The sequence below is a fragment of the Streptomyces sp. NBC_00252 genome (assembly GCF_036187565.1).
In the GTDB taxonomy this organism is placed as follows: Bacteria; Actinomycetota; Actinomycetes; order Streptomycetales; family Streptomycetaceae; genus Streptomyces.
The window spans coordinates 6542027-6564064 of record NZ_CP108087.1 but is presented as its reverse complement, the minus strand read 5'-3'; the positions used below and the strand labels follow the sequence as shown (position 1 = coordinate 6564064).

The window sequence follows — 22038 nt, the reverse complement described above, 5'->3', positions numbered from 1 at the left end:
ATCAGCCCCGGGTCAGCTTCTTGTAGGTGGCACGGTGCGGACGAGCCGCGTCCGCACCAAGTCGCTCGACCTTGTTCTTCTCGTACGACTCGAAGTTGCCCTCGAACCAGTACCACTTCGACTCACCCTCGTACGCGAGGATGTGCGTCGCGACCCGGTCCAGGAACCAGCGGTCGTGGGAGATGACCACGGCCGCACCGGGGAACTCGAGCAGCGCGTTCTCCAGCGACGACAGGGTCTCCACGTCGAGGTCATTGGTGGGCTCGTCGAGGAGCAGCAGGTTGCCGCCCTCCTTGAGGGTCAGCGCCAGGTTCAGGCGGTTGCGCTCACCACCGGAGAGGACACCGGCCGGCTTCTGCTGGTCGGGGCCCTTGAAGCCGAAGGCGGACACATAGGCCCGGGACGGCATCTCGACCTGGCCGACGTTGATGTAGTCGAGCTCGTCGGAGACGACGGCCCACAGCGTCTTCTTCGGGTCGATGTTGGCGCGGCTCTGGTCGACGTAGCTGATCTTGACGGTGTCGCCGACCTTGATGGAGCCGGAGTCCGGGGTCTCGAGGCCCTGGATCATCTTGAACAGCGTGGTCTTGCCCGCGCCGTTGGGACCGATGACCCCGACGATGCCGTTGCGCGGGAGCGTGAAGCTCAGGTCGTCGATGAGGACCTTGTCGCCGAACGCCTTGGAAAGGCCCTGGACCTCGACGACGATCGAGCCCAGACGCGGGCCCGGCGGGATCTGGATCTCCTCGAAGTCCAGCTTCCGCATCTTGTCGGCCTCGGCCGCCATCTCCTCGTAACGGGCGAGGCGGGCCTTGGACTTGGTCTGACGGCCCTTGGCGTTGGAGCGAACCCACTCCAACTCCTCCTTGAGCCGCTTCTGGCGCTTCTCGTCCTTGCGGCCCTCGACCTTGAGGCGGGCGGACTTCTTGTCGAGGTACGTGGAGTAGTTGCCCTCGTAGGGGATCGCGCGGCCGCGGTCCAGTTCGAGGATCCACTCGGCGACGTTGTTCAGGAAGTAACGGTCGTGCGTCACGGCGACGACGGCGCCCGCGTACTTCGTGAGGTGCTGCTCCAGCCAGTTCACCGACTCGGCGTCGAGGTGGTTGGTGGGCTCGTCGAGGAGGAGCAGGTCCGGGGCCTCGATCAGCAGCTTGCAGAGCGCGACGCGGCGCTTCTCACCGCCGGAGAGGTTGACGACCGGCCAGTCGCCGGGCGGGCAGCCCAGCGCGTCCATGGCCTGCTCCAGCTGCCCGTCGAGGTCCCAGGCGTTGGCGTGGTCCAGGTCTTCCTGGAGCTTGCCCATCTCGTCCATCAGGGCGTCCGAGTAGTCGGTCGCCATCAGCTCGGCGACCTCGTTGAAGCGGTTGAGCTTGCCCATGATCTCGGCGGCGCCGTCCTGGACGTTCTCCAGGACCGTCTTGGTCTCGTCCAGCTCCGGCTCCTGCATGAGGATGCCGACGCTGAAACCGGGAGTCAGGAACGCGTCGCCGTTCGAGGGCTGCTCGAGCCCCGCCATGATCTTGAGAACGGTGGACTTACCGGCACCGTTCGGCCCGACCACACCGATCTTCGCGCCGGGCAGGAAGCTCAGCGTCACGTCGTCAAGGATGACCTTGTCGCCGTGCGCCTTGCGCGTCTTGCGCATGGTGTAGATGTACTCAGCCAAGAGAAACCGTCCGGCAGCTTGAAATCTGGAGTGGGCAGACCTAACCATCTTGCCTGAGGTCAAGGCTTGGGTGGTAACTCGTTTGGTCGGGGGGCTGTGAGCTGGGGCTTCCGCGGGTGCCTTGTCTCACCATCCGCAGTCGATGTCGGTCATTCCGCCCCGGACGACCGGATCGGTGCCCGAGCCGCTGATCACCAGCAGGCCGCCGTCCTGTTCCCAGTCCAGCTCGTACGTGCCCGCGGCGACGGGCCGGTAGCCGTCGTCCACCACCCAGGAGCCCGCCTCGCCCAGCGCCAGGCCGGTGCGCCCGACCGCGTACGCCTCGCCGTCGCCGATCACGAGGAACGACGTCTCCCGTACGACGGCCGTGCAGCCGCCGGGGCCCGTGGGGCGCAGCACGTAGTACCGGGCGTCCGAGATCAGGTCGTCCAGCGCTCCCCACGCGATGCCGGACACCGCCGCGACGATCAGCAGCACGGTCGCCGGCCGCAGCCATCCCGGCCGCACCACGGAGAGCAGCACGGCTTCGCTCCGGCGCCCCGCCCGGACGAAGCTCCGCCACAGGAGGAGCGCGAGCGCGAACAGCACCGCGCTCACTCCCCAGCCGGGGACCACCCGGCCGCCCACGACAAGGAGGAGATCGCTCCAGCTCGCCACGGCGCCGAGGGCCAGGCTCCCGACGCCCGCCGCCGTGAGGGCACCGGGCGACAGCTCGATGCCGGGTCGTGCACGTGCTTCGGTCATGGCGGGTACGACCTCCCGGGCCCGCCGACGGTTGCACATCGGCGTCGACGCGCTCCGGGAGTCGGGCGGGCCAGGGCCGTCAGCGCTGGTTCGGCTTGCGGTCCCGCAGGAGCATCAGGGTCGTGGCGCCGATGCCGACCAGGCCGAGGGCGAGGACCGTGATCATCGGGGTGATGCCGGAGCCGCCGGTCTCGGCGAGGTTGGTGTCGACGGTGGTGCCGCCGACCGTCGCCGGGCTCGGCTCACTGAGCGTCTGCGTCACGTCACCGCCCGCGTCGCTCTGCGTCCGGCAGTCGAGGACCCCGGCGAACCGCTTCTCGTAGCCGTTCGGCGCCGTGATCGTGAAGTCGTACGCCTGGTCCTCCTGGAGCGGGATCGTCACCGTCTCGGAGGTCCCGGCGTCGATGCCGTGCTCGACGCCCAGCAGCTCGAAGGTGAACGTCGCGTCGCCCTGGTTGGCCGCGGTGACGTCCACGCCGCCCTTGGCGCAGTCCTTCTGCGCCGACAGTGCCGGTATGGCGCCGGTCTTCGCCCAGTCCGCGCTCGCGACCGCGCCGACCGTCGACTCGCTGGAACCGGCGAGGATCTGCGTCTGGCTTCTGTTCTCGGAGGTGAAGGCCCGGCCGACGGGCACGGTGGTGGACGCCTGCACGGTCAGCTCGCCCGACCCGTCCGCCGCGTCCTCGGGCACGTCGAAGAAGACCTGGCTGCCGTTCACCGCGGAGGTGACGGCCCTGCCGTCCTTGTCGACGATCCGTACCCCGCTCGTGGCGGCGTCGGCGGGCGGTGCCACCGTCACCCCGCTCGCGTTCGTGTGCACGGTCACCGGGCCGAGCCGCTCGCCGGGGTGGCCGGAGACGGCGGGCGGGGTGAGGGTCAGCGAGGCCTGCGGCTCCGCCACGTTCCGCGCGCTCTTCTCCAGGTAGTCCGCGAGCTTCTCCGCCTGCGGGTCGACCGCGTCGACGTCGGCGCCGTCCGAGTAGCGCCAGATGGCCACCTGGGTGCCGGCCGCCGCGTCGCTCTCGGTCAGGCCCCTGGTGCCGGCCTTCGCGGAGAGCGTCGCCAGGTCGTTCACCTGCGGGTAGGAGTGCTCCAGGATCCAACGGATCCTGCCCGCGTTCTTGTTGGCGCCCAGCGAGGTCCCGCTCCACGCGGTCTCGTGGTACTTGGCGTCCCGCTGGGTGGGGTTGCGGAGGTCGACGCAGTACGTCTGCAGGGTGCCGCCGCCGTCCACGGACATCTCGAACAGGCCCGCGGAGACCTGCACATCGCTGCCGGCGCCGTCGTGGATCACGGCCGTGCCGTACGTCTTCAGCCCGCCTATCGTGGCCGTCGCCCCGCCCTGGGTCTGCGGTGTCTCGTCGGCGACGGCAGGGCCGGCGGTGGCCAGCACTCCGGCGGCGACGAGCCCGCACGCCCAGGTCGCGGCGACGAGGCGGGCGACGCCCCGGCCGCGCAGGGACAGCGCGGAGAAAACAGACAACGCAGATGACACGGAATTCCCCTTCGAGCAGGACCCGTCGACGTAGGGGGTGTGGTCCCACCAGCAGAATCAGAGCGCCGGGAACTGTGCCCGAGCCATGCCCGGCATCCTAGGGACGCGGGCGCACCGCCTTCTCCAGTCGGGTCATCGGATAACCGATCCGACTCGGAATCGTTATCCCCAAGATCGCCTGCGAGCAGGGCTTATCGACAAATCCACCGGGTCATTCGGAGCGCATTCATCGATAAGCCGCAGTTCGATCATCCGGGGGCATTCACTGACATCACGTCACCACCAGTGGCTCCGCGTGCGGTTGGTCGGAATGCTCCTGGCCCGAGAGATTCGATGAAGCGGAATCCGGTGTCGAATCCCCTTCCGCTGTCTCCCAGTTGGGCTCGGGACGGGGCGGAGAGGCCGCCGTCTCCTGCCTGTTGGCCCGGCGGAAGGCGGAGGTGCCGCGCGCCAGGTCGTGGCCGATCGCCAGGGCGTCGATGTCCGCCGAGGACCAGTTCGGCTGGCCCTCGCGCACTTCCGTCCGCACCTTGAGCCGGCCCTGGACGACGACGGGGTCGCCGACCGACAGCGACGCGGCCACGTTCGTGGCCAGTTGGCGGTTGGCCCACACCGTGAAGAAGCTGGTGTGGCCGTCCGTCCACACGCTCTTCTCGCGGTCGAAGTACCGCGCGGTCACCGCCAGCCGGAACCGCGCCGACGGTCCCGTCGCCAGGTCCCGGTAGATCGGCTGGGTCGCCACATTGCCGACCACGCAGATCGTGGTGTCGTTCATCGCTCGTCCCTCCCTGAGCCGGCCCCGCGAGGCCGGACGGAAACGCGTACGGGTCCGTCCCGTACGGCTGCAGTCAGACTGCCTCCGTCGAGCCGGACCCGCTGAGCGCTGTGCACCACCGCCCACCTGTGGAAAACCGCGTCACCCGCACGAGGGAACGACGTCCGGGGTCAACGCGCCGTCCCCCCGGCCCCGTTCAGCCGAGCCGCTTCAGCCGGTCCTCGTCAGCCGGCGCCGTTCACCCGACCCCCGCCCCCGTGACCCGCGCGTACTGCTCCCGCACCTCCCGGTACCGCAGCAGCTCCGCGGCCAGCGGGTCGAGCACCCGGGCCCGGCCGCAGCCCGCCGCCGCCTCGCGCAAGCGGCGTTCCGCGTCGAGGCCGTAGCGCCGGGCGGGACCGCGGGCCGCCAGGCGGCAGCTCCACTCGACGAGCGGGCCGCCGATGATGCCGGCCACCATCAGCAGCACCGGCACGCCCAGGTTCGGCGACATGAACCCGATGATCTGCCCCAACAGCCACAGCCCGCCGACGACTTGGAGGATCGTCATGGACGCCTGCGCCAGGACGGCGGCGGGCCACCACCCCGGACGCGGTGGCCGGCCGACCGGCAGCCCGGCCCGCGCCGCCAGCTCGTCCAGCGCCTCGGGCAGCCCCTGCGACCCGCGTACGGCCGCCTCGCGCACCGCCTGCGCCCACGGCGCCGGGAGTCCGCCGGACGCCCGGTCGGCGACGGTACGGACCGCCTGTTCGACGCGCTGGCGTGCCGTGGCCTCCTCGTCGGCCTGGGCGCGGACGGGCAGTCGGCCGGTGGTGGGTTCGCGCCGGTCGTTGTACCAGCGCCACAGCCGCAGCCAGGGGGTGCCGCAGGCACGGTTGGCGTTGCGCAGCCAGGCGCGTTCGGCCGCCTCGCCCGCCGCGGTGGCGCCCACCGAGTCCGCGAGCCGCGCGGCGAACTCGTCCCGCGCCTCCTCGCTGAGCCCGGTGCGCCGCCCGGTGGCGTAGACGGGCCGCAGTCTCCAGGCGGCCGCGTCGACATCGGCCGAAATTCGCCGTGCGGCTGCTCCACGATCCGCCACGAACTGGCCCAGAACCTCGCGCAGTTCGGGGATGCCGTCCCCGGTGAGCGCGGACAGGGAGAGCACGGTCGCGCCGGGTTCGCCGTACTCCCCCAGCGCGATGCCGTCCTCGTCCAGGAGGCGGCGAAGATCGTCGAGGACCTGGTCGGCGGCTTCCCCGGGGAGGCGGTCGATCTGGTTGAGGACGACGAACATGACCTCCGCGTGGCCCGCCATCGGCCGCAGATAGCGCTCATGGAGGATCGCGTCGGCGTACTTCTCCGGGTCGACGACCCAGATGACCGCGTCCACGAGGGCGAGTACCCGGTCCACCTGTTCGCGGTGCGCGACGGCCGCCGAGTCGTGGTCGGGCAGGTCCACCAGGACGAGCCCGCGCAGCTGGGCCTCCATCTCGGCGCTCTGCAGGGGGCGTCGGCGCAGCCGTCCCGGGATGCCGAGCCGGTCGATGAGGGTGGCCGCGCCGTCGCTCCAGCTGCACGCGATGGGCGCGGCGGTGGTGGGGCGTCGTACGCCCGTCTCCGAAATGGCCACTCCGGCGAGCGAGTTGAACAGCTGCGACTTGCCGCTGCCGGTGGCGCCGGCGATGGCGACCACGGTGTGCTGCCCGGAGAGCCTGCGCCGCGCGGCCGCCTCGTCGAGGACCCGTCCCGCCTCGGCGAGGGTGCCGCTGTCGAGCCGGGTGCGGGAGAGCCCCACGAGTTCCCGCAGGGCGTCGAGACGCGACCGCAGCGGCCCGTCGTAGGCCAACGGGGCCGGGACGTGCGGGACATGCGACGCGTGCGCCGCCTGTGCGCGGGAGGCCCGGATCTCCAGGGCGGCGGCCTGCTGCGCGGCGGTGGTCTCGTTGACCCGCCGCGCGATCAGCCCGTCGTCCCAGGAACCCGTCGCTTCCTCGGGGTCCTCCGGGTCCGCGGAGGCCTTGGACTTCGTACGGCCGGAGGTCCCGGCGTCGGACGGTGCGCGCGCGTGGTCGTCGGTGTCCTTCAGGTCGCTCGCCTCCTCCGCGTCGTCCACGGGCGGACGGTTACCGGGAGTTGCCTCCGGATCGCCCTCTCCGGGGGAGGTGTTCTCGCGGTGGTCGTCCTGGGGGGCGACCGTGTCCCCGTTGTGCTCGGCGTGGTCCATCTCGTCCGTGTGGTCCTGGTCAGTGACGGCAGTCACCGGTCACCTCTCCTTCTGCAGTACGGACAGCGCGGCGATGAGTTCGGCCTGGGGTTCGGGGTGCACGTCGAGGGCGTCGAGCGGGGCGAGCCGCCGTTCGCGCTCGGTGTGCACGACCCGGTCCAGGTGGTCGTTGAGCAGCCGTCCGGCCCGGTCCCGCAGCCGCAACGCGCCGTGGGCGCCGATCCGTTCGGCGAGTCCCTCGCCCGCGGAGCGTGCCCTGCGGCCGCCCAGCAGCGCGGTGGCGACCAGGGCGGCGACGACCTCGGCGTCGGGCGCGACGCTCCGGTCGAGGTCGCCGACCTCCTCCTCGGCGTACTCCTCCAGCTCGCGCCGCCACCGTCGTACGGCCATCCCGATGCGGTGTTCGGCGCTCTCCAGCGAGGGATCGCGTTCGGTGAGTCCGGGGGCACCGGCGGCGGGTTCGCGCCGCCAGGCGTCGTCCACGCGCTCGTCGGCGGCCGTGACGGCGCACAGCAGGAGGGCGGCGAGGCTCTCCGCGAGGGCGTCGAGCAGTTCACCGGCCGAGCAGTCGAGCGGGAAGGCGCGCCAGCGCTTCAGCGCGTCCCCGGCGAGCACGGCGCCTGCCTGCAGACGGCTCCGCACACGCGCGTGCTCGCTGTCGTACGCCCCGTCGACGGCGGCCGTGAGCCGGAGCGCGGCCGCGTACTGGGCGGCGGCGGCGCTGGCCAGTTCGGGCATCCGTGACTTGAGGGAGTCGAGGACGCCGTAGGCCGTGCGGGCCATGGACTGGTTCCGGGCGCCGGGGTCCTGGGCCTGCTGGACGAGCCAACTGCGCAGGGTGGCCACGGCGCTGGCCGGAAGCAGTCCACCACCCCAGGCGGATTCGGGCAGTTCGGGCACCGTGAAGCGCGGTACGTCGCCGAGGCCGGCCTTGGCGAGGAGGGCGCCGTACTGCCGTGAGACCTCGGAGACCACCTGGTGGGGCACCCGGTCGAGGACGGTGACCAGGGTCGCGTTGTGCTCCTTGGCCGTGCGCAGCAGATGCCAGGGCACGGCGTCGGCGTAGCGGGCGGCGGTGGTGACCATGACCCAGATGTCGGCCGCGCAGATGAGTTCGGCGGCCAGCACGCGGTTGTCGGCCACCAGGGAGTCGATGTCGGGCGCGTCCAGGAGGGCGACTCCGCGCGGGAGGCTGTCGGCGGTCTCGATCCGCAGCACGCGCATACCGTCCTCCCCGGGGAGGAGCAACTCGTCCCCCGGGTCCTGGTGGGGCACCCACACGCGGGTGAGGTCGGGCAGCACGCGCATGCCGCTGAACCAGTGATGGTCCTCCGGGTGGCAGACGAGCACCGGGGTGCGGGTCGTCGGCCGCAGCACGCCGGCCTCGCTGACCCGGCGCCCCACAAGGGAGTTGACGAGGGTCGACTTCCCCGCGCCGGTGGAGCCGCCGACGACGGCCAGCAGGGGCGCTTCGGGTTCTTTCAGGCGGGGCACCAGATAGTCGTCGAGCTGGGCGAGCAGTTCGTCGCGGTTGGCACGCGCGCGTGGAGCCCCCGCCAGGGGCAGCGGGAAGCGTGCGGCGGCGACACGGTCGCGCAGGGCGGAGAGTGCGTCGAGCAGCTGAGGCCGTACGTCCAAGGTCACCACATGTGAAGAATGCCCAATTTTGGGGGAATTCTGAAGCATATGAGCATGTCTGCGCGCCGACAGAACACAACGGACGGAAGGGATGACTGGGGCATGGGCACAGTCCAGGCATAACGAGTGCACAACACCCGTGGCGCCGGGCACCAAAAGCAATGCACGATTCGTACCTGCCTGCGATTATCAGGACCGCTTCACTGAACCTCCACATCGAGCCACGGAGGGGAAGCAACAGGGACGAGGACCCGGGAGCCCTATCCTTGTCCCCGGCAACGTCACGGACCGGCCCACACCCGGGCACACCACGACCGAGGCCACCACACCCGGCCCCCGTAGCTCAGTGGATAGAGCAGGCGCCTTCTAAGCGCTTGGCCGCAGGTTCGAGTCCTGCCGGGGGCGCACACACCTTCTGACCAGCAGGATCGGGCAGGGGGCTTTTTTATGTCCACCTCGCACAGCATGTGAGGCCAAGCGCCTCCCTGGATCCTCAGTAGCGGAGCTCCGCCTCCCACTCCTCGCGGGGCCGGCGATGCACGTCGACGAAGGCCCCGGCGACGGCTTCGGGAGCGAGGCGGGGATCGCCGCCCCCGATCTGCCCGTCGATGGTCACGGTGGTCACCTGGACCTCGCCGCCCTGCCGCTCCTCGTGCAGTGCCTGGACGTACGCGCGCAGCGCCGCCTTGCCGAGCGACAGGGAGGTGTACAGCGGCGACGGACGTACGGCGAGGGAGCCGCCCGTGAAGAGCAGCGTCCCTCGCCCCCCGTCGAGCAGCGGCAGCACGGTCCGCGCCGCGACCACCGCGCCGGTGACGTTGACCGCGAAGGTGCGGGCGAGTTGCTCGGCGTCGAGTCCGGTCGGGGTGTCCTGGACCAGCTGGGCCGCGTTGTAGACGAGCACGGAGGGTGCCCCGAGGTCGTGCGCCGCCGACCGCAGCGCGGCCTGGAGGGCGTCCGCGTCGGCGACGTCGACCTGGTAGGCGCGTGCCGTGCCGTCCGGGGTGGTCACCTCGGCGGCGAGCGCGGTCAGGCGCCCGATGTCCCGGCCGAACAGCGCGACGGGGTGCCCCTCGGCGGCGAAGGCCCGCGCGAGGGCGAGTCCGAGGCCGGGGCCGACCCCGACGATCAGAGCGGTTCCCTCGGTCATTCCGGCTCCCTTGGTCATGGTGGTTCCTCCCGATGGTTCTCAGGCCGATGCTGACCTGATCTCCCCCATGTTTCGACACGGTTTCCGATACGTCCCGGTGGATACGTAATGGTCAAGACTTGGCCCCACCCGCTTGTGGCTTCCGTCAAGGCGCCCGATCATTGGCCGAATCCCACCCCTCCCCACCCCCCGTGCCGTCCCCACTACCCTCAGGAGCCCCCGGTGGCCGCTGGTCAGATCGACTCCGGGCCGGCCGGCGCGCCGACCGCCGCCCAGACCGAGCGGGAGAAGCTGCGCAAGCACTTCGGCCGTTTCGACATCCTGTTCTTCCTCCTGTGCACGATCGTCGGCGTCGACACGATCGGCACGGTGGCCTCCTCCGGCGCCGAGGCCTTCACCTGGCTCATCGTGCTGGCCGCGGTGTTCTTCATCCCCTCCGCGCTGCTGATCGCGGAGCTCGGCGCAGCGTTTCCGGAGGAGGGCGGCCCGTACATCTGGACCAGCCGCGCCTTCGGCCGTCTCGCGGGCGCCGTCAACAACTTCCTGTACTGGATCACCAACCCGGTCTGGCTCGGCGGCACCCTGGCCGTCTCCGCCGTGACGGCGTACACGACCTTCTTCAACGACGGCAAGGACCTCAGCACTCCCGCCTTCTACGTCTTCGCCCTCGTCTTCATCTGGGTGGGCGTCCTCGCCGCGATCCTCTCCTTCGACGTCGGCAAGTGGATCCCCACCATCGGCGCCTGGAGCCGCTTCGTCCTCCTCGGCCTCTTCACGATCACCGTCGTCATCTACGGCATCAAGCACGGCCTGCACGGCTTCGGCCCCGGCGACTTCTCCCCGACCTACGTGGGCTTCGTCGGCCTGGTGCCCGTCCTGATGTTCAACTACGTCGGCTTCGAACTCCCCAACACCGCGGGCGACGAGATGACCGACGCCCAGAAGGACGTCCCCTTCGCGATCTTCCGCAGCGCCGCCCTCGCCGTCCTCCTCTACGCCCTCCCCATCCTCGGCATCCTCCTCGTCCTCCCGGTCAAGGCCATCACGGGCCTCGGCGGCTTCCTCGACGCGATCCGCCAGGTCTTCACCGTCTACGGCGGTGACGTGACCGCCGACGGCACCGTCACCAGCAGCGGCGCCGGCACGGTCCTCGGGGACATCGCCGCGGTCCTGTTCATCCTCACGGTGCTGTCCTCCGGCGTCACCTGGGTCATGGGCTCCGACCGCGCCCTCGCCGTCTCCGGCTACGACGGCGCCGCACCCCGCTTCCTCGGCGTCATCTCCAGCCGCTTCGGCACTCCGGTCCGGGTCAACATCCTCAGCGGCCTGGTCTCCACCCTGGTCCTGGTGCTGGCCCACCAGCTCACCAACGGCAGCGCGGCGAAGCTCTTCGGCGCGGTCCTCGGTCTCGCCGTGTCCACCACGCTGGTCAGCTACCTGGGCATCTTCCCGGCCCTCGCGGTCCTGCGCCGCAAGGCCCCGGACGTGCCCCGCCCCTACAAGGCGCCCTTCCCCCGCACCATCAGCACGGTCCTCACCGTCCTCATCCTGTTCGCCAGCGTGCAGTTGGTCGCGCCGGGATTCGGCGACCACTGGTTCGGCGGCGACTACGCCCCGGACGGCTGGACCCACGCCGAGCGCTGGAAGTACCTGCTGACGGAGGCCGTACCGCTGCTCGGCTTCATGCTGCTGGGCGTCCTCTTCTGGGCCCTGGGCAAGCCGACCCGCACGGCCAACTCGCTCTCGCTCAGCAAGGAGTAGCGTTCCGGACGATCACCGGGAACCTATCCAAGGAACTGCCGTGCCCCTGCGCTGCGTTGTGCTCGACGACTACCAGGACGCGGCGACCGACCTCGCCGACTGGTCGCCGCTCAAGGACCCCGTGGAGGTCGTGAGCCTGCGTGAACACCTCGGCGACGAGGGCGAGTTGGCCGCCGCCCTCGCCACCGCCGACATCGTCGTCACCCTGCGCGAACGCGTCCCCTTTCCCGCCTCCCTCTTCGCCCGCCTCCCCCGTCTGAAGCTGCTGATCGCCTCCGGCATGCGCAACACGGTCATCGACTACGCCGCCGCGCGGGCCCACGGCGTCACCGTCTGCGGCACGGCCAGCTCCTCGACCCCGCCCGTCGAACTGACCTGGGCCCTGCTGCTCGGCCTCGCCCGCGGACTCGTCGAAGAGGCCAACTCCCTGCGCGACGGCGGCCCTTGGCAGCAGACGGTCGGTGCCGACCTGCACGGCCGCACCCTGGGCCTCCTCGGCCTCGGCAGGATCGGCAGCCGCGTCGCCCAGGTGGGCCTGGCCTTCGGCATGCGCGTCACGGCCTGGAGCGAGCACCTCACGAAGGAGCGCGCGGACGAGTTCGGCGTCCAACTCGCCGCATCCAAGGAGGAGTTGCTCACGACCGCCGACTTCGTCTCGGTCCACCTCGCCCTCGGCGACCGCACCCGGGGCCTCCTCGGCCCCGCCGAACTCGCCCTCCTCAAACCGACGGCGTACCTGATCAACACCTCGCGCGCGGCGATCATCGACCAGGACGCCCTGCTCACCGCCCTGCACGAGGGCCGCATCGCGGGTGCCGGCCTCGACGTCTTCGACACCGAACCCCTCCCCGCCGACCACCCGCTCCGCACGGCCCCGCGCCTGCTCGCGACACCGCACCTCGGCTATGTCTCGCGGGCCAACTACACGACGTACTACGGCCAGGCGGTCGAGAACATCCAGGCCTACCTGGCGGGTTCACCCGTACGACAGCTGCCGTAGCGACCACGGACCGTACGACAACTGCCGTGTCGCGGACTCACCGTCACGCGGCGGTCGGCCGCCGGTAGATTCCCTCGCTCCGGCGCAGGTGGTGGAGGTCCACCAGGTAGCGCCGGAGCGTCACATGGTCGACCTCTCCGTCCTCGCACCAGGCGCGCAGCTTCTCGTTGACCGTGCGCTCGGGGTACTCGACGCCGGGTGCGAAGGTCTGCTCGGCGATGTGCTGGAGCACCACCTGCTTGCGGGTCCACTGGGCGGGGAGGCGGATGAGGCGGCCGCCCCGGACGAAGGTCCGCAGGATCATGTCGGTGTGCTCGTCGCCGGTGACCGGGCCGGTCTCGACCGGCTCGGTGTCCTCGCGGGCGAGCTTCCTGAACAGGTCGTAGTCGACGCGGAGTTCGCCGTCGTCCAGGGTCTTCACCACGCCCTGTTCGCGCAGCCGCAGAAGGGCGAGGGCCGTGCCCTTCGGGGTCAGGCCCGCCACCTCGGCGACCTGCTCGGAGGTCTCGGCGCCCAGGGCGACCGCCGCGAAGGCGCGCACCCGGTTCTGCTCGGCGAACAGACGGAACAGTTGGTCGGTTGCCATGGCCGGAGATTAGTGGACGTCCGGCCGCCCGGGGCACCGGTTTTCCGGCCGCCGAACACCCGCTCCCGGCGCTCGAAGCCGTGTTCCCCAAGAGTGATCCCCACGTTCGCGCCGTTACCAGCCATGCGCCGCCGCGTTGAACCCGAAGTGCGGTGGCGAGTCCTGCCGCCGTGCTCATCGAACCAAAGGAGAACGTGATGTCTCGCATCGCGAAGGCGGCCGTGGTCGCCCTCGGCACGGGTGCCGTGGCGCTCAGCGGCGCCGGCCTGGCCATGGCGGACGCGGGCGCGCAGGGTGCGGCCGTCGGTTCGCCCGGCGTCCTGTCGGGCAACGTCGTGCAGGTCCCGGTCCACATCCCGGTCAACGTCTGCGGCAACACGATCAGCGTGATCGGCCTGCTGAACCCGGCGTTCGGCAACACCTGCGCCAACGTGAGCGGCCACGGCAACCCCGGCCACCCCGGCCCGGGCTACGGCGGCAACGGCTACGGCCACTGACCCGACCGCACCTGCGGACGGACGTACGCGAAGAGCCCCGGCACCTCAGGCGCCGGGGCTCTTCCCGTGTCCGCGACCGGTCAGCCGTAGCGGTAGATGGCGCTGACGTCCTCCAGCTGTTCCGGTGTCACGTCCCACGGCGGCATCTTCTGCTGCCGGGCCACGATCCGCCCCTCCTGGTCGTCGCCCGCCCCCGGGGGTTTCGCCGGGAGGTAGCGGGAGCCGCGGTGCCTGCTCTGCCAGCGCGACCACTGCAGGTCGATGAAGGCGTGGTGGAGCCAGAACACGGGGTCGTTGACGGAGGCGCCGCCGAGCATCACTCCGCCGACCCATTTGTGGACCCGGTTGTGGTTGCGCCAGGACGCGCTGCCGGACCCGGTGCCCCACCCCTCGAGCCGGTTGCGGAAGCCGGTGCGGCAGGTCGAGTCCCAGGGCGAGACGTCGTAGACCGGGTCGGCGAGCGCCCCGTCGAGGTCGCGCTTCGTCGGCAGCGCGATCGGGGAGCCCGCGCGGCCCAGGTCCCGGGTGAGGTACGGCTCGTCGGTGATGTTCTCGGTGAGCTTCCACTTGCCCGCCGCGTACGCGAACGGCCCGGTCGTCACCTGGTGGTCGGAGCGCCGCCCGGTGCCGCCGAGCAGGTCCTTCGTCCAGGGCAGGGCGGTCGCCGAGCGGTCCCGCGTCCAGTCCCAGTAGGGCACGGTCACCGAGGAGTCGACCCGGCGCAGCGCCCGCTCCAGGTCGAGCAGGAACTGCCGGTGCCAGGGCAGGAAGGAGGGCGCCATGTGCGCGGAGCGCAGTCCGTACTCCCCGTCGGGCACGAAGAACTCGATGTGGGTGCGCACGAACTCGTCGTACTCGCCCCGCCGTTTGATCTCCAGGAGCGCCGCCACGAACCGTCGCTTCTCGGCGGCGGTGAGGGTGCTGACGTCCTTACGCGTGTACGCCATGGTCTCCCCCCATGTGCATCGGCGCGTCCGCCTCGCTCAACTCCCGGCCGGGGCTCAGCTCGTCGACGGCGGCCCGGGTCGCCTCCAGGGCGGTGGGGTACGAGCGGTAGTGGTCGACCATGCTCAGCCAGGTGCCGTCGGCCCGGCGCATCAGATGCAGCGGCCGCCCGTCCACGGTGACCTGCCAGCCGTCCTTCAGCACGCCGTGGATACGACGGCCCCGGTACGTCTCGTCGAAGGCGGTGTCCCCCGGGTCCTCCCCGGAGCGGGTGGGCCGCGAGGCCGCGACGACGGGCACCAGGGCCACCGCGAGCGCGGCGCCGAACACCCCGCGCAGCGCCTCCCGCCGCGTCCTGCGCACCGGCCCTGGTCTCACCGGCGTCCCGCCCACCCGCACTCCGCCGACGCTCACGCTCATGGCCCAACTCCCTCGTCCGGTACGGCTCGTTCGAGGGCCTAACCGCCCGGCACCCCGCGCGGTCACCGTCACCGCGGCAAACGGAAGGGCCCGGGTCGCACCACCCGGGCCCACATCCGTACCGGCCCCAAGGCCGCCCTCGTCCGTCCCGCGCTACGGCTCAGAGGCCGGCGCCCGTGACCAGGTCCGCGCCCGGCACGGTCTGCAGCACCGGCGCCAGGACGCCCAGCTGGGGCGCCTTCAGGTCCGGGAGGCCGAAGTTGTCGGGGTTGGGCGGGGTCAGCGGCGCGTCCAGCGCCAGGCCGGGGGCCGCCGTCCGCAGGTCGGAGGCGGGGACGCTGAGGCCGAGGTGGTCGAAGCCGTCGCCGAGGACGTGCGGCAGCGGGGCGCGCAGCTCGGCGCCGGGGAGGCCGCCGTGGACCGGGAGCTGGGGCAGCACCCGCTCGGGGATGAGGCGGCCCTCGACGTACCGCGGGCCCTCGGGCGAGCCCGGCATGGGCACCGGCACCTCTCCGCCCAGCTTGGGGAGTTCCATGCCGAGGGCGCTCTCCGCGCCCCCGAGCGGCACGGGCACGGGAACCGAGCCGAGCGCGGCGGCGGGGGTCGCGGCGGCACCGGCCGCGGCCGCGACGGCCGTGAGGACGGCGGCGATGGTTCCTCGGGTGGTCGACTTCATCTCGAGTACGGTCCCTTTCGGAATGCGGAAGCTCTGCGTGCTGACCGGGTAACGAGACCGGGGAGGACATCAGTTCAAGATTCCCCCGGGTGCCGTAGTAGTCAGCTTTCCGGAATTCCCGCCAGCGGGCCGGAACTCGTCATTCCCGCCCGCTGTCCGGTCGTCAGCCGCGCAGGCTCCGGGCGGGCAGGATGATGTGCGCGGCGGCGTTGAGGGTCTCCTCGGAGCCGGCGAACTCGGCCAGCGCCTCGGGGGTGACGGCCTTGCCCGGCTCGGCCTCGGGCCAGGGGCGGGTGGTGAACACCAGGTAGGCGAAGCCGCGTTCGCCGACCGCCGCGAGCCACTCGGGCGGCGGCACGCACTGGGCGTTGAGCTGCGGCATGTTGAGGACGGCCTGCCCGCCCTCGACGAGCATGGTGATCGGCAGGCTGGGCCGGGTGGAGCCGTCGACGACGTTGCCGCCGACCGGGAGCTGGTTGTCGGTCAGCAGCCGTTCCACGGCGGCGGTGGCGGCCTCGGGGCCGTCCGCGGCGTCGCCCAGGGTGTAGGCGAGGAGGTAGGGCATGTCCCCGTCGGGGGCCTCGCCGCTCCACGCCAGGACGACGAGGGTGCCGAGGTCGGCGACGCGGAAGGGGCGCGTTTCGCTTGAGGTTGAGGTCACCGCGCGACCTTATCGACGGGCCGGAAGAGCACCTGACGCGTTCTCACCCGTCCGGCCGATGGCGCGGTCGCCCCGCCACACGAACGAGGGACGCCTCTCGACGCCCCTCGAACAGCACCGGGGAGACTCAGCTCTGCAGGGGCAGACCGCCGAGCAGCGGGTTGTGCTGGTTCAGCGCGCCGGTCGCACCCTTGACGGTGTTGAGCGCGGAGCCCTTGTTCTCGGTGTCGAGCGCGTCCGACTGGTGCTGCAGCGGCATCACGTCGGCGGGCTGGAGCTGACCACTGGTGAGGGTGTTGACGGCGCCGGTGAGGCTGGTGGGCGTCACGTCGGCGGGGCTGTAGGCGAACGCGGGCGCGGCGGCACCGGCGAGGACGACGGACCCGGCAACGACAGCGGCAGCCTTCAGGGACTTCATCGTGTTCCTTTCTTCGGCAACTCATGTCACCAGAGCGAATTCTGTCGCCGTGTGTAACGAGTTCCTGCGTGGCCGGAAACCCCGTGCGCAGAAAATTTCTGCTGCCCACCCGAATGCGGAGTGTGTCTCATCGGCGTTTCCCATCCTCATATGAAAGGGCCGTGACACGGAAAAGACCGTCGGGCCGACCCCGGAAAGGGGACCGGCCCGACGGCCTTTGTACGACTGCTCGTGTCACACGCCGGGAACCGCGGGAACGGCCGGTACCGCCGGGAGCGAGGACGTCGACGGGAGCGACGGCAGCGCGGGCAGACCGGGCAGGCTCGGCGCGGGCAGACCGCCGCCGAGCAGCGTGGCGGCGACGACGTTGACGAGGCCCGTCACCACCCCGGTGACCGCCGGGACGACGCCGGCGACATTGCCGGAGGTGACCGCGGCGAGCAGCGTGGCGACCGCCTTCTGCAGCGAGGCGAGCGCGTCACCGGCGAGGTCGGCGGGTGCCTTGGCCTTGGCGTCGTCGGCGCTCTTGAGCGAGGGCAGCGCGGGGACCGCGGGCGCGGCGGGCACGGCGGGCGCCGCGGGGACCGCCGGGGCGGCCGGCGCCGCCGCGGTGATCTTGGCGATGGCGGCGGTGACGGCGTCGCCCAGGGACTTCGCCTTGTCGGCGGAGAGCTGGCCGTTGTCGGCCTTGAGCGCCTGGGTCAGCAGGTCGGTGACGGGGGTGAGGACGCCGCCGACGTCGCCGAGGCTCTTGACCTGGGCGAGCAGTGCGTCAGCGTTGGGGACCGGCGCGCTCGACGCGGCGTGGACGTGCTTCCGCGCCGAGTCGTTGTCGGCCGCGACGGCCGCGGGGCCGGCGATGCCGATCAGGACGGTGGCACAGAGCACGGAGGACGCGACGCGCCGTGCGGGCAGACCACGCATGGGTGTTCCTTTCGGTGGTGCTTCGGATCTTGAGCCCACCGTGAAAGCGCTCACCACCATCTGCAACCGGTCGGACGCGCCGGGTGACCGCCCGTCAGGCCCGGGTTCGACGTCGTGCCTGGTGAGGGCCATGTCAAGACCGTGGCGCCGGGCCGGAGCCGCTACCGCCCATTCGGGGCAACACGCCCCAACGCCAACCGGCCGTCCCTCCGCGGAAACCACGGGGGAACGGCCGGTCGAAGGGATGCGCGCGGACGTCAGCCGTTGACGCAGGTGTTGCCGAAGGCCGGGTTCAGCAGGCCGATGACGTTGACGGTGTTGCCGCAGACGTTGACCGGGATGTGGACCGGAACCTGGACGACGTTGCCCGACAGCACGCCCGGGGAGTGGGCAGCGGCGCCGTGCGCGTCGCTGTCGGCGGCGGCGATGCCGGCGGTGCCCGCCATGGCGGCTGCGGCAACGGAGGTCAGGACCAGGCCCTTCGCGATACGCGACATGGAGAGGTGCTCCTTGGGGTTGAAACAAACATCCGGACGGGGATGCCCGGCGCTGTGTCAACGCGCGACTCCCACAGGGGTTGTGCCGCCAATGGGGTGATGTCCCGGAGGCCGAACTTCACCATTCCGACACACTTGTCGGGTTTCGCAGGATTAATACGGATAGCCACTAGAGTTGCGCACCTCCCGAAGTACCCCTATAGCCATCACATCGCACATAGGGGCCGTACTTCCCGAAAGGGCAACGCCGGTCATGCGCAATTCCCTGGGTCCGCTGCTGCGCCGGGCGTCGACGGGCGCTCTCGCCCTCGCCACGATCTGGGCCCCGGCCGCCGCCGCGTCCGCCCCGCCCGCCCCCGAGGCCGGGCGCGTCCCGTTCGCCCAGCGCTACCACGCGCTCCAGCACGGCGGCATCGTCCGCGCGGCCAACACCTCCATCAGCTGCCGCCAGAACTCGGCCGCCTGCCCCGCCGTACGCGAGGGACAGGCGGCGGTGAACGGCGACTTCGACATGTTCTACGTCGACGTCGACAGCGACCCCAACACCTACAACTCCTCGCGCGCGGAGGTCCGGCTGCCCGAGGGCGCCCGGGCCACCTACGCGCGTCTGTACTGGGGCGGCAACCTCCGCGTCGGCGAGCAGAAGCCGCCCAAGGACGACGGGCGGGTGCTGATCGCGGAGCCCGGCGGCGACTACAAGGCGGTCCTCGCGGACACGGTCGTAGGACACCGGGTGGCGGGCGGCGCCGACGCGTTCCAGGCCTCGGCGGACGTCACCAAGCTGGTCCGCGACAGCGGTTCGGGCCTCTACACGGTGGCCCAGGTCAACACCGCGATGGGGAAGTCCGCGGCCGGCGCGTGGGGCGGCTGGACCCTGGTCGTCGCGTACGAGAAGCCGCAGGAGCCGCTGCGGCGGCTGGAGTTGTGGGACGGCTTCGACGCACTGGGCGCCCGTAACGGCGCGGAACTCCGTATGCGCGGGGTGCGTGTGCCCGCGCACGCCGGGGGACGCGCCGGCGTGGTGGCGTACAACGGGGATCGCGGCCGCACCGGGGATTCGCTCACGCTCTCGACCGGTCGTACGAACGCCATCGCGCTCGGCGACGGCGCCAACCCCCGTGACGACGTGCTGAATTCCACGATCAGCGACCCGGCGGCGGCACCCGTGGAGCGTGCGCCCGCGTATGCGAACACGCTCGGCTACGACTCCGATGTGTTCGATCTCGGCAAGGCGCTGCGTCCCGGCGGTGACCAGCTGGCCTTCCGGCTCGTTTCCCACCGGGACGCGGCGTGGTTCGGGGCGCTCTTCGTCGCCGTCGACGCCCAGCAGTGAGGCGCGTTCCCGCCCGCAGTCCCGAGCGCCACCCGTGAGCGAGGAAACCGCGCAATGCACCAGCCAGCCACCGACCCTCGACCACGGGTCCTGCACCTCGCCCAGCCCGTGGACGGCGGGGTCGCCCGTGTCGTCACGGATCTGACCCGCGCTCAGCTCGCGTCCGGCCTGCACGTCACGGTCGCCTGCCCGGCCGGCGGCACCCTCGCGGACGGGATCAGGGCGCTCGGCGCCGACGTACGGCTGTGGGAGGCCACCCGGTCGCCGGGTCCCTCGCTCGTCTCCGAGGTACGGCGGCTCGCCCGGGTGGTCGAGGAGGTGCGGCCCGACCTGGTGCACGCGCACAGCGCGAAGGCCGGACTGGCCGGGCGGCTCGCGGTGCGGGGGCGGATCCCGACCGTGTTCCAGCCGCACGCCTGGTCGTTCGAGGCGGTCGGCGGGATCACCGCCACCCTCGCGACCGGCTGGGAGCGCCGGGGTGCCCGCTGGGCCACCCGGACGGTGTGCGTGAGCGAGGCGGAGCGTACGACCGGGCTGCGGGCCGGGGTCACGGGCCGCTGGAGCGTGATCCCCAACGGCATCGACACCGAGCGCTTCCACCCGGCCGCCGTCGACACCGTACGGGCCGGGATCGAGCAGCTCGCCGGGGTCGATCCCGCGGCGCCGCTGGTGGTGTGCGTGGGGCGGCTGTGCCGGCAGAAGGGCCAGGACGTCCTGCTGACGGCGTGGGACGAGGTCCTGCGGCGGGTGCCGAAGGCGCGGCTCGTACTCGTCGGCGACGGGCCCGACCGGGACGCGCTGCGTGAACTCGCCCCGGATTCCGTGCTGTTCGCGGGAGCCGTCTCTGATCCCATGCCCTGGTACCAGGCCGCCGACCTGGTGGTGCTGGCCTCGCGCTGGGAGGGCATGGCGCTCGCCCCGCTGGAGGCGATGGCCTGCGGGCGGCCCGTCGTCGTCACCGATGTCGCCGGCGCCCGCGAGAGCCTGCCCCCGGCCCTCGCGCCCCGCTGCCTGGTCCCGGCCGAGAACCCCGCCGTGCTGTCCGGAGCCGTCGCCGAGCTGCTGCTCGACCCGCTGCTGCGCGAGTCCCTCGGCCACCAGGGACGCCGGTACGTCCAGTCCACGCACGACGTGCGGCACTCCGCCGAGGCGGTCGCGGGCGTCTACCGCGACCTCCTCGGCGGTAAACCCGTCGTGCCCACCGAGTGCAGGGAGTCCATCCACTCGTGACTGCGGAAAGCACCGTCCCCTCCCCCGGCGGACAGCCACGGGACCTCGGATTCTCGAACGTCTCGGTCATCCCCCGCCGCACCGGCGGCGGTTTCCGGTTCCCGGTCCGCCGCCCGCCCGCGCGACCGGTCTCACCGCTGCCGCTGCTGGCCGCGGACCTCGTCGCCGCCGTGGTGGGCGCCCTCGCGCTCACCGGCGGCCGGCGCAGACCGCTCCTGATCGCCCTGCTGATCGCCGCGTCGATGCTGCTGCGCCCGCACCTTCCCCGGGCCGTACCGCGCGTCCTCGACGAACTGCCCGCCGTCTGCGGCCGGATCGCCGTCGCCTGGCTCGCCCTCGGCACCCTCACCGCGGCCTACGACCCCGACCGCGCGCTGTCCCCGCGCACCCTGCTCCTCGGCTTCGCCCTGCAGACGGCGGCGAGCTGCGCGGCCCGCGGCGCGGTGCACCGGCGCCGCCGCAAGGCCCTGCGCAGCCACCCCCGCTCCGCCCTGGTGATCGGCCCGGCGACGACCGCGCAGCGCGTGGCCGCCGCCGTACTGCGCCACCCGGCGTGCGGGATCGAGCCGGTCGGCATCGTCGCCGACCACCCGGACGGCGCCGAGGGCCTGCCCGTGCTGACCACCGGCGAGGAGGTCGAACGCGCCCTCATCCAGAACGGCGTACGGGCCGTCCTCACCGTCCATCCCTCCGTACGGTCCGAACGCGGGCCCCTGCTGCGGGCGTTGGCGGAGTCGGGCTGCGCGGTCTGGGAGGTCGACGCCGACTCGCCCTCCTACGAGGTGCGCGACCAGCTCGCCGGATTCGCCTGCCGCAGGCTGGAGTTGGGCTCGCGGCGGCCGGGCAGCCTCGGCAAGCGGACCCTGGACGTGCTGGTGTCCGGGACCCTGCTTCTGCTGGTCAGCCCGCTGCTGCTGGTGTGCGCGGTGGTCCTGCGGCTCACCGACGGACCCGGGGTCGTCTTCCGCCAGGAGCGCATCGGCAAGGACGGACGCCCCTTCACCCTGCTGAAGTTCCGCACCCACCGCCCGGTCGACGAGCACGAGGCGGCCACCCGCTGGAGCGTCGCCCGCGAGCCGCAGATGAGCCGCTTCTGCCGCTTCCTGCGCGAGACCTCGCTGGACGAACTCCTCCAGCTGTGGAACGTCCTCTCCGGCGACATGAGCCTGGTCGGCCCGCGCCCCGAACGCCCTTATTTCGTCGCCCAGTTCAGTCAGACCTATCCCGGCTACGCGGCCCGTCACCGGATGCGGACCGGCATCACCGGCCTCGCCCAGATCCACGGGCTGCGCGGCGACACCTCGATCGAGGACCGCTGCCGGTTCGACAACGCGTACATCGACAACTGGTCGCTGTGGCAGGACATCTGCATCCTGGCCCGCACGGTGACCGCGCTCGTACGTCCGACCGGGAGCTGAG

The 22038-nt window shown here is 71.8% G+C and carries 21 protein-coding genes and 1 tRNA gene; 7 read left to right on the top strand and 15 right to left on the bottom strand.

All coding sequences use genetic code 11. From position 1 onward, the window contains the following. Position 1 precedes the first annotated feature (1 nt). The 6 genes from ettA to OHT77_RS29060 all read right to left on the bottom strand — a co-directional run bounded on the left by ettA (position 2) and on the right by OHT77_RS29060 (position 8530). Positions 2 to 1666, bottom strand: coding sequence for an energy-dependent translational throttle protein EttA (ettA, locus tag OHT77_RS29085; RefSeq protein WP_328831374.1), 1665 nt, complete (start codon positions 1664 to 1666; stop codon positions 2 to 4). A gap of 126 nt (positions 1667 to 1792) precedes the next feature. Next, a complete protein-coding gene (locus tag OHT77_RS29080; protein WP_328831373.1) occupies positions 1793 to 2410 on the bottom strand; it encodes a hypothetical protein in 618 nt (205 codons plus the stop codon). A gap of 79 nt (positions 2411 to 2489) precedes the next feature. Then, complete coding sequence (locus OHT77_RS29075) at positions 2490 to 3905, bottom strand: Cys-Gln thioester bond-forming surface protein (RefSeq protein ID WP_443048148.1); 1416 nt, start codon at positions 3903 to 3905, stop codon at positions 2490 to 2492. 271 nt (positions 3906 to 4176) lie between these two features. Beyond that, the gene (locus OHT77_RS29070) at positions 4177 to 4680 is read right to left on the bottom strand and encodes a single-stranded DNA-binding protein (RefSeq protein WP_328831372.1); all 504 of its coding nucleotides are present in this window, start codon (positions 4678 to 4680) and stop codon (positions 4177 to 4179) included. 238 nt (positions 4681 to 4918) lie between these two features. Next, the gene (locus OHT77_RS29065) at positions 4919 to 6919 is read right to left on the bottom strand and encodes a YfjP family GTPase (protein ID WP_328831371.1); all 2001 of its coding nucleotides are present in this window, start codon (positions 6917 to 6919) and stop codon (positions 4919 to 4921) included. A gap of 3 nt (positions 6920 to 6922) precedes the next feature. Continuing rightward, the gene (locus OHT77_RS29060) at positions 6923 to 8530 is read right to left on the bottom strand and encodes a dynamin family protein (RefSeq protein ID WP_328831370.1); all 1608 of its coding nucleotides are present in this window, start codon (positions 8528 to 8530) and stop codon (positions 6923 to 6925) included. Positions 8531 to 8853: 323 nt separating this feature from the next. Between OHT77_RS29060 and OHT77_RS29055 the strand changes: the two genes are divergently transcribed. Beyond that, positions 8854 to 8926 (top strand) — tRNA-Arg (locus OHT77_RS29055). Positions 8927 to 9014: 88 nt separating this feature from the next. Here OHT77_RS29055 and OHT77_RS29050 read toward each other — a convergent pair. Then, positions 9015 to 9671: an SDR family NAD(P)-dependent oxidoreductase gene (locus OHT77_RS29050; protein WP_328831369.1), complete on the bottom strand. Its 657-nt coding sequence runs from the start codon at positions 9669 to 9671 to the stop codon at positions 9015 to 9017. Positions 9672 to 9893: 222 nt separating this feature from the next. Between OHT77_RS29050 and OHT77_RS29045 the strand changes: the two genes are divergently transcribed. Together OHT77_RS29045 and OHT77_RS29040 are read left to right on the top strand one after the other, a co-directional pair. After that, the gene (locus OHT77_RS29045; RefSeq protein ID WP_328831368.1) at positions 9894 to 11432 is read left to right on the top strand and encodes an APC family permease; all 1539 of its coding nucleotides are present in this window, start codon (positions 9894 to 9896) and stop codon (positions 11430 to 11432) included. 40 nt (positions 11433 to 11472) lie between these two features. After that, positions 11473 to 12432: a D-2-hydroxyacid dehydrogenase family protein gene (locus OHT77_RS29040; protein ID WP_328831367.1), complete on the top strand. Its 960-nt coding sequence runs from the start codon at positions 11473 to 11475 to the stop codon at positions 12430 to 12432. Between the two features lie 43 nt (positions 12433 to 12475). Here OHT77_RS29040 and OHT77_RS29035 read toward each other — a convergent pair whose 3' ends face one another. Then, positions 12476 to 13018: a DUF2087 domain-containing protein gene (locus OHT77_RS29035; RefSeq protein WP_328831366.1), complete on the bottom strand. Its 543-nt coding sequence runs from the start codon at positions 13016 to 13018 to the stop codon at positions 12476 to 12478. Between the two features lie 197 nt (positions 13019 to 13215). Between OHT77_RS29035 and OHT77_RS29030 the strand changes: the two genes are divergently transcribed. Beyond that, positions 13216 to 13515, top strand: a complete 300-nt coding sequence (locus OHT77_RS29030; protein ID WP_266768789.1) for a chaplin — start codon at positions 13216 to 13218, stop codon at positions 13513 to 13515. Positions 13516 to 13595: 80 nt separating this feature from the next. Here OHT77_RS29030 and OHT77_RS29025 read toward each other — a convergent pair whose 3' ends face one another. The 7 genes from OHT77_RS29025 to chpG all read right to left on the bottom strand — a co-directional run bounded on the left by OHT77_RS29025 (position 13596) and on the right by chpG (position 18056). Further along, positions 13596 to 14462: a tyrosinase family protein gene (locus OHT77_RS29025; RefSeq protein ID WP_328831364.1), complete on the bottom strand. Its 867-nt coding sequence runs from the start codon at positions 14460 to 14462 to the stop codon at positions 13596 to 13598. After that, positions 14446 to 14880 (bottom strand): tyrosinase family oxidase copper chaperone, encoded by a 435-nt coding sequence (locus OHT77_RS29020; RefSeq protein WP_328831363.1) that lies wholly within the window; start codon positions 14878 to 14880, stop codon positions 14446 to 14448. The genes OHT77_RS29025 and OHT77_RS29020 overlap by 17 nt, the downstream gene beginning before the upstream one ends. A gap of 160 nt (positions 14881 to 15040) precedes the next feature. Further along, positions 15041 to 15556: a hypothetical protein gene (locus OHT77_RS29015; protein ID WP_266768795.1), complete on the bottom strand. Its 516-nt coding sequence runs from the start codon at positions 15554 to 15556 to the stop codon at positions 15041 to 15043. A 163-nt stretch (positions 15557 to 15719) separates the two neighbouring features. Next, on the bottom strand, positions 15720 to 16217 hold the full coding sequence (locus OHT77_RS29010; RefSeq protein ID WP_266768796.1) for a DUF5949 family protein: 498 nt from the start codon (positions 16215 to 16217) through the stop codon (positions 15720 to 15722). Between the two features lie 127 nt (positions 16218 to 16344). Beyond that, positions 16345 to 16635 (bottom strand): hypothetical protein, encoded by a 291-nt coding sequence (locus OHT77_RS29005; RefSeq protein WP_266768798.1) that lies wholly within the window; start codon positions 16633 to 16635, stop codon positions 16345 to 16347. Positions 16636 to 16869: 234 nt separating this feature from the next. Then, the gene (locus tag OHT77_RS29000) at positions 16870 to 17559 is read right to left on the bottom strand and encodes a hypothetical protein (RefSeq protein ID WP_328831362.1); all 690 of its coding nucleotides are present in this window, start codon (positions 17557 to 17559) and stop codon (positions 16870 to 16872) included. Between the two features lie 257 nt (positions 17560 to 17816). Beyond that, positions 17817 to 18056 carry a chaplin ChpG gene (gene chpG / locus OHT77_RS28995; RefSeq protein ID WP_266768802.1) on the bottom strand — a complete coding sequence of 80 codons (240 nt, stop codon included), beginning with the start codon at positions 18054 to 18056 and terminating at the stop codon, positions 17817 to 17819. Positions 18057 to 18309: 253 nt separating this feature from the next. Between chpG and OHT77_RS28990 the strand changes: the two genes are divergently transcribed. From OHT77_RS28990 to OHT77_RS28980, 3 genes are read left to right on the top strand one after another with little or no spacing between them, the layout of a single operon-like run. Beyond that, positions 18310 to 19389 (top strand): DUF3344 domain-containing protein, encoded by a 1080-nt coding sequence (locus OHT77_RS28990; RefSeq protein WP_328831361.1) that lies wholly within the window; start codon positions 18310 to 18312, stop codon positions 19387 to 19389. 54 nt (positions 19390 to 19443) lie between these two features. Continuing rightward, positions 19444 to 20619, top strand: a complete 1176-nt coding sequence (locus tag OHT77_RS28985; RefSeq protein WP_328831360.1) for a glycosyltransferase — start codon at positions 19444 to 19446, stop codon at positions 20617 to 20619. Further along, a complete protein-coding gene (locus tag OHT77_RS28980; RefSeq protein ID WP_328831359.1) occupies positions 20616 to 22037 on the top strand; it encodes a sugar transferase in 1422 nt (473 codons plus the stop codon). Before OHT77_RS28985 ends, OHT77_RS28980 begins: the two co-directional genes overlap by 4 nt. The last annotated feature ends 1 nt before the right edge of the window (position 22038 follow it).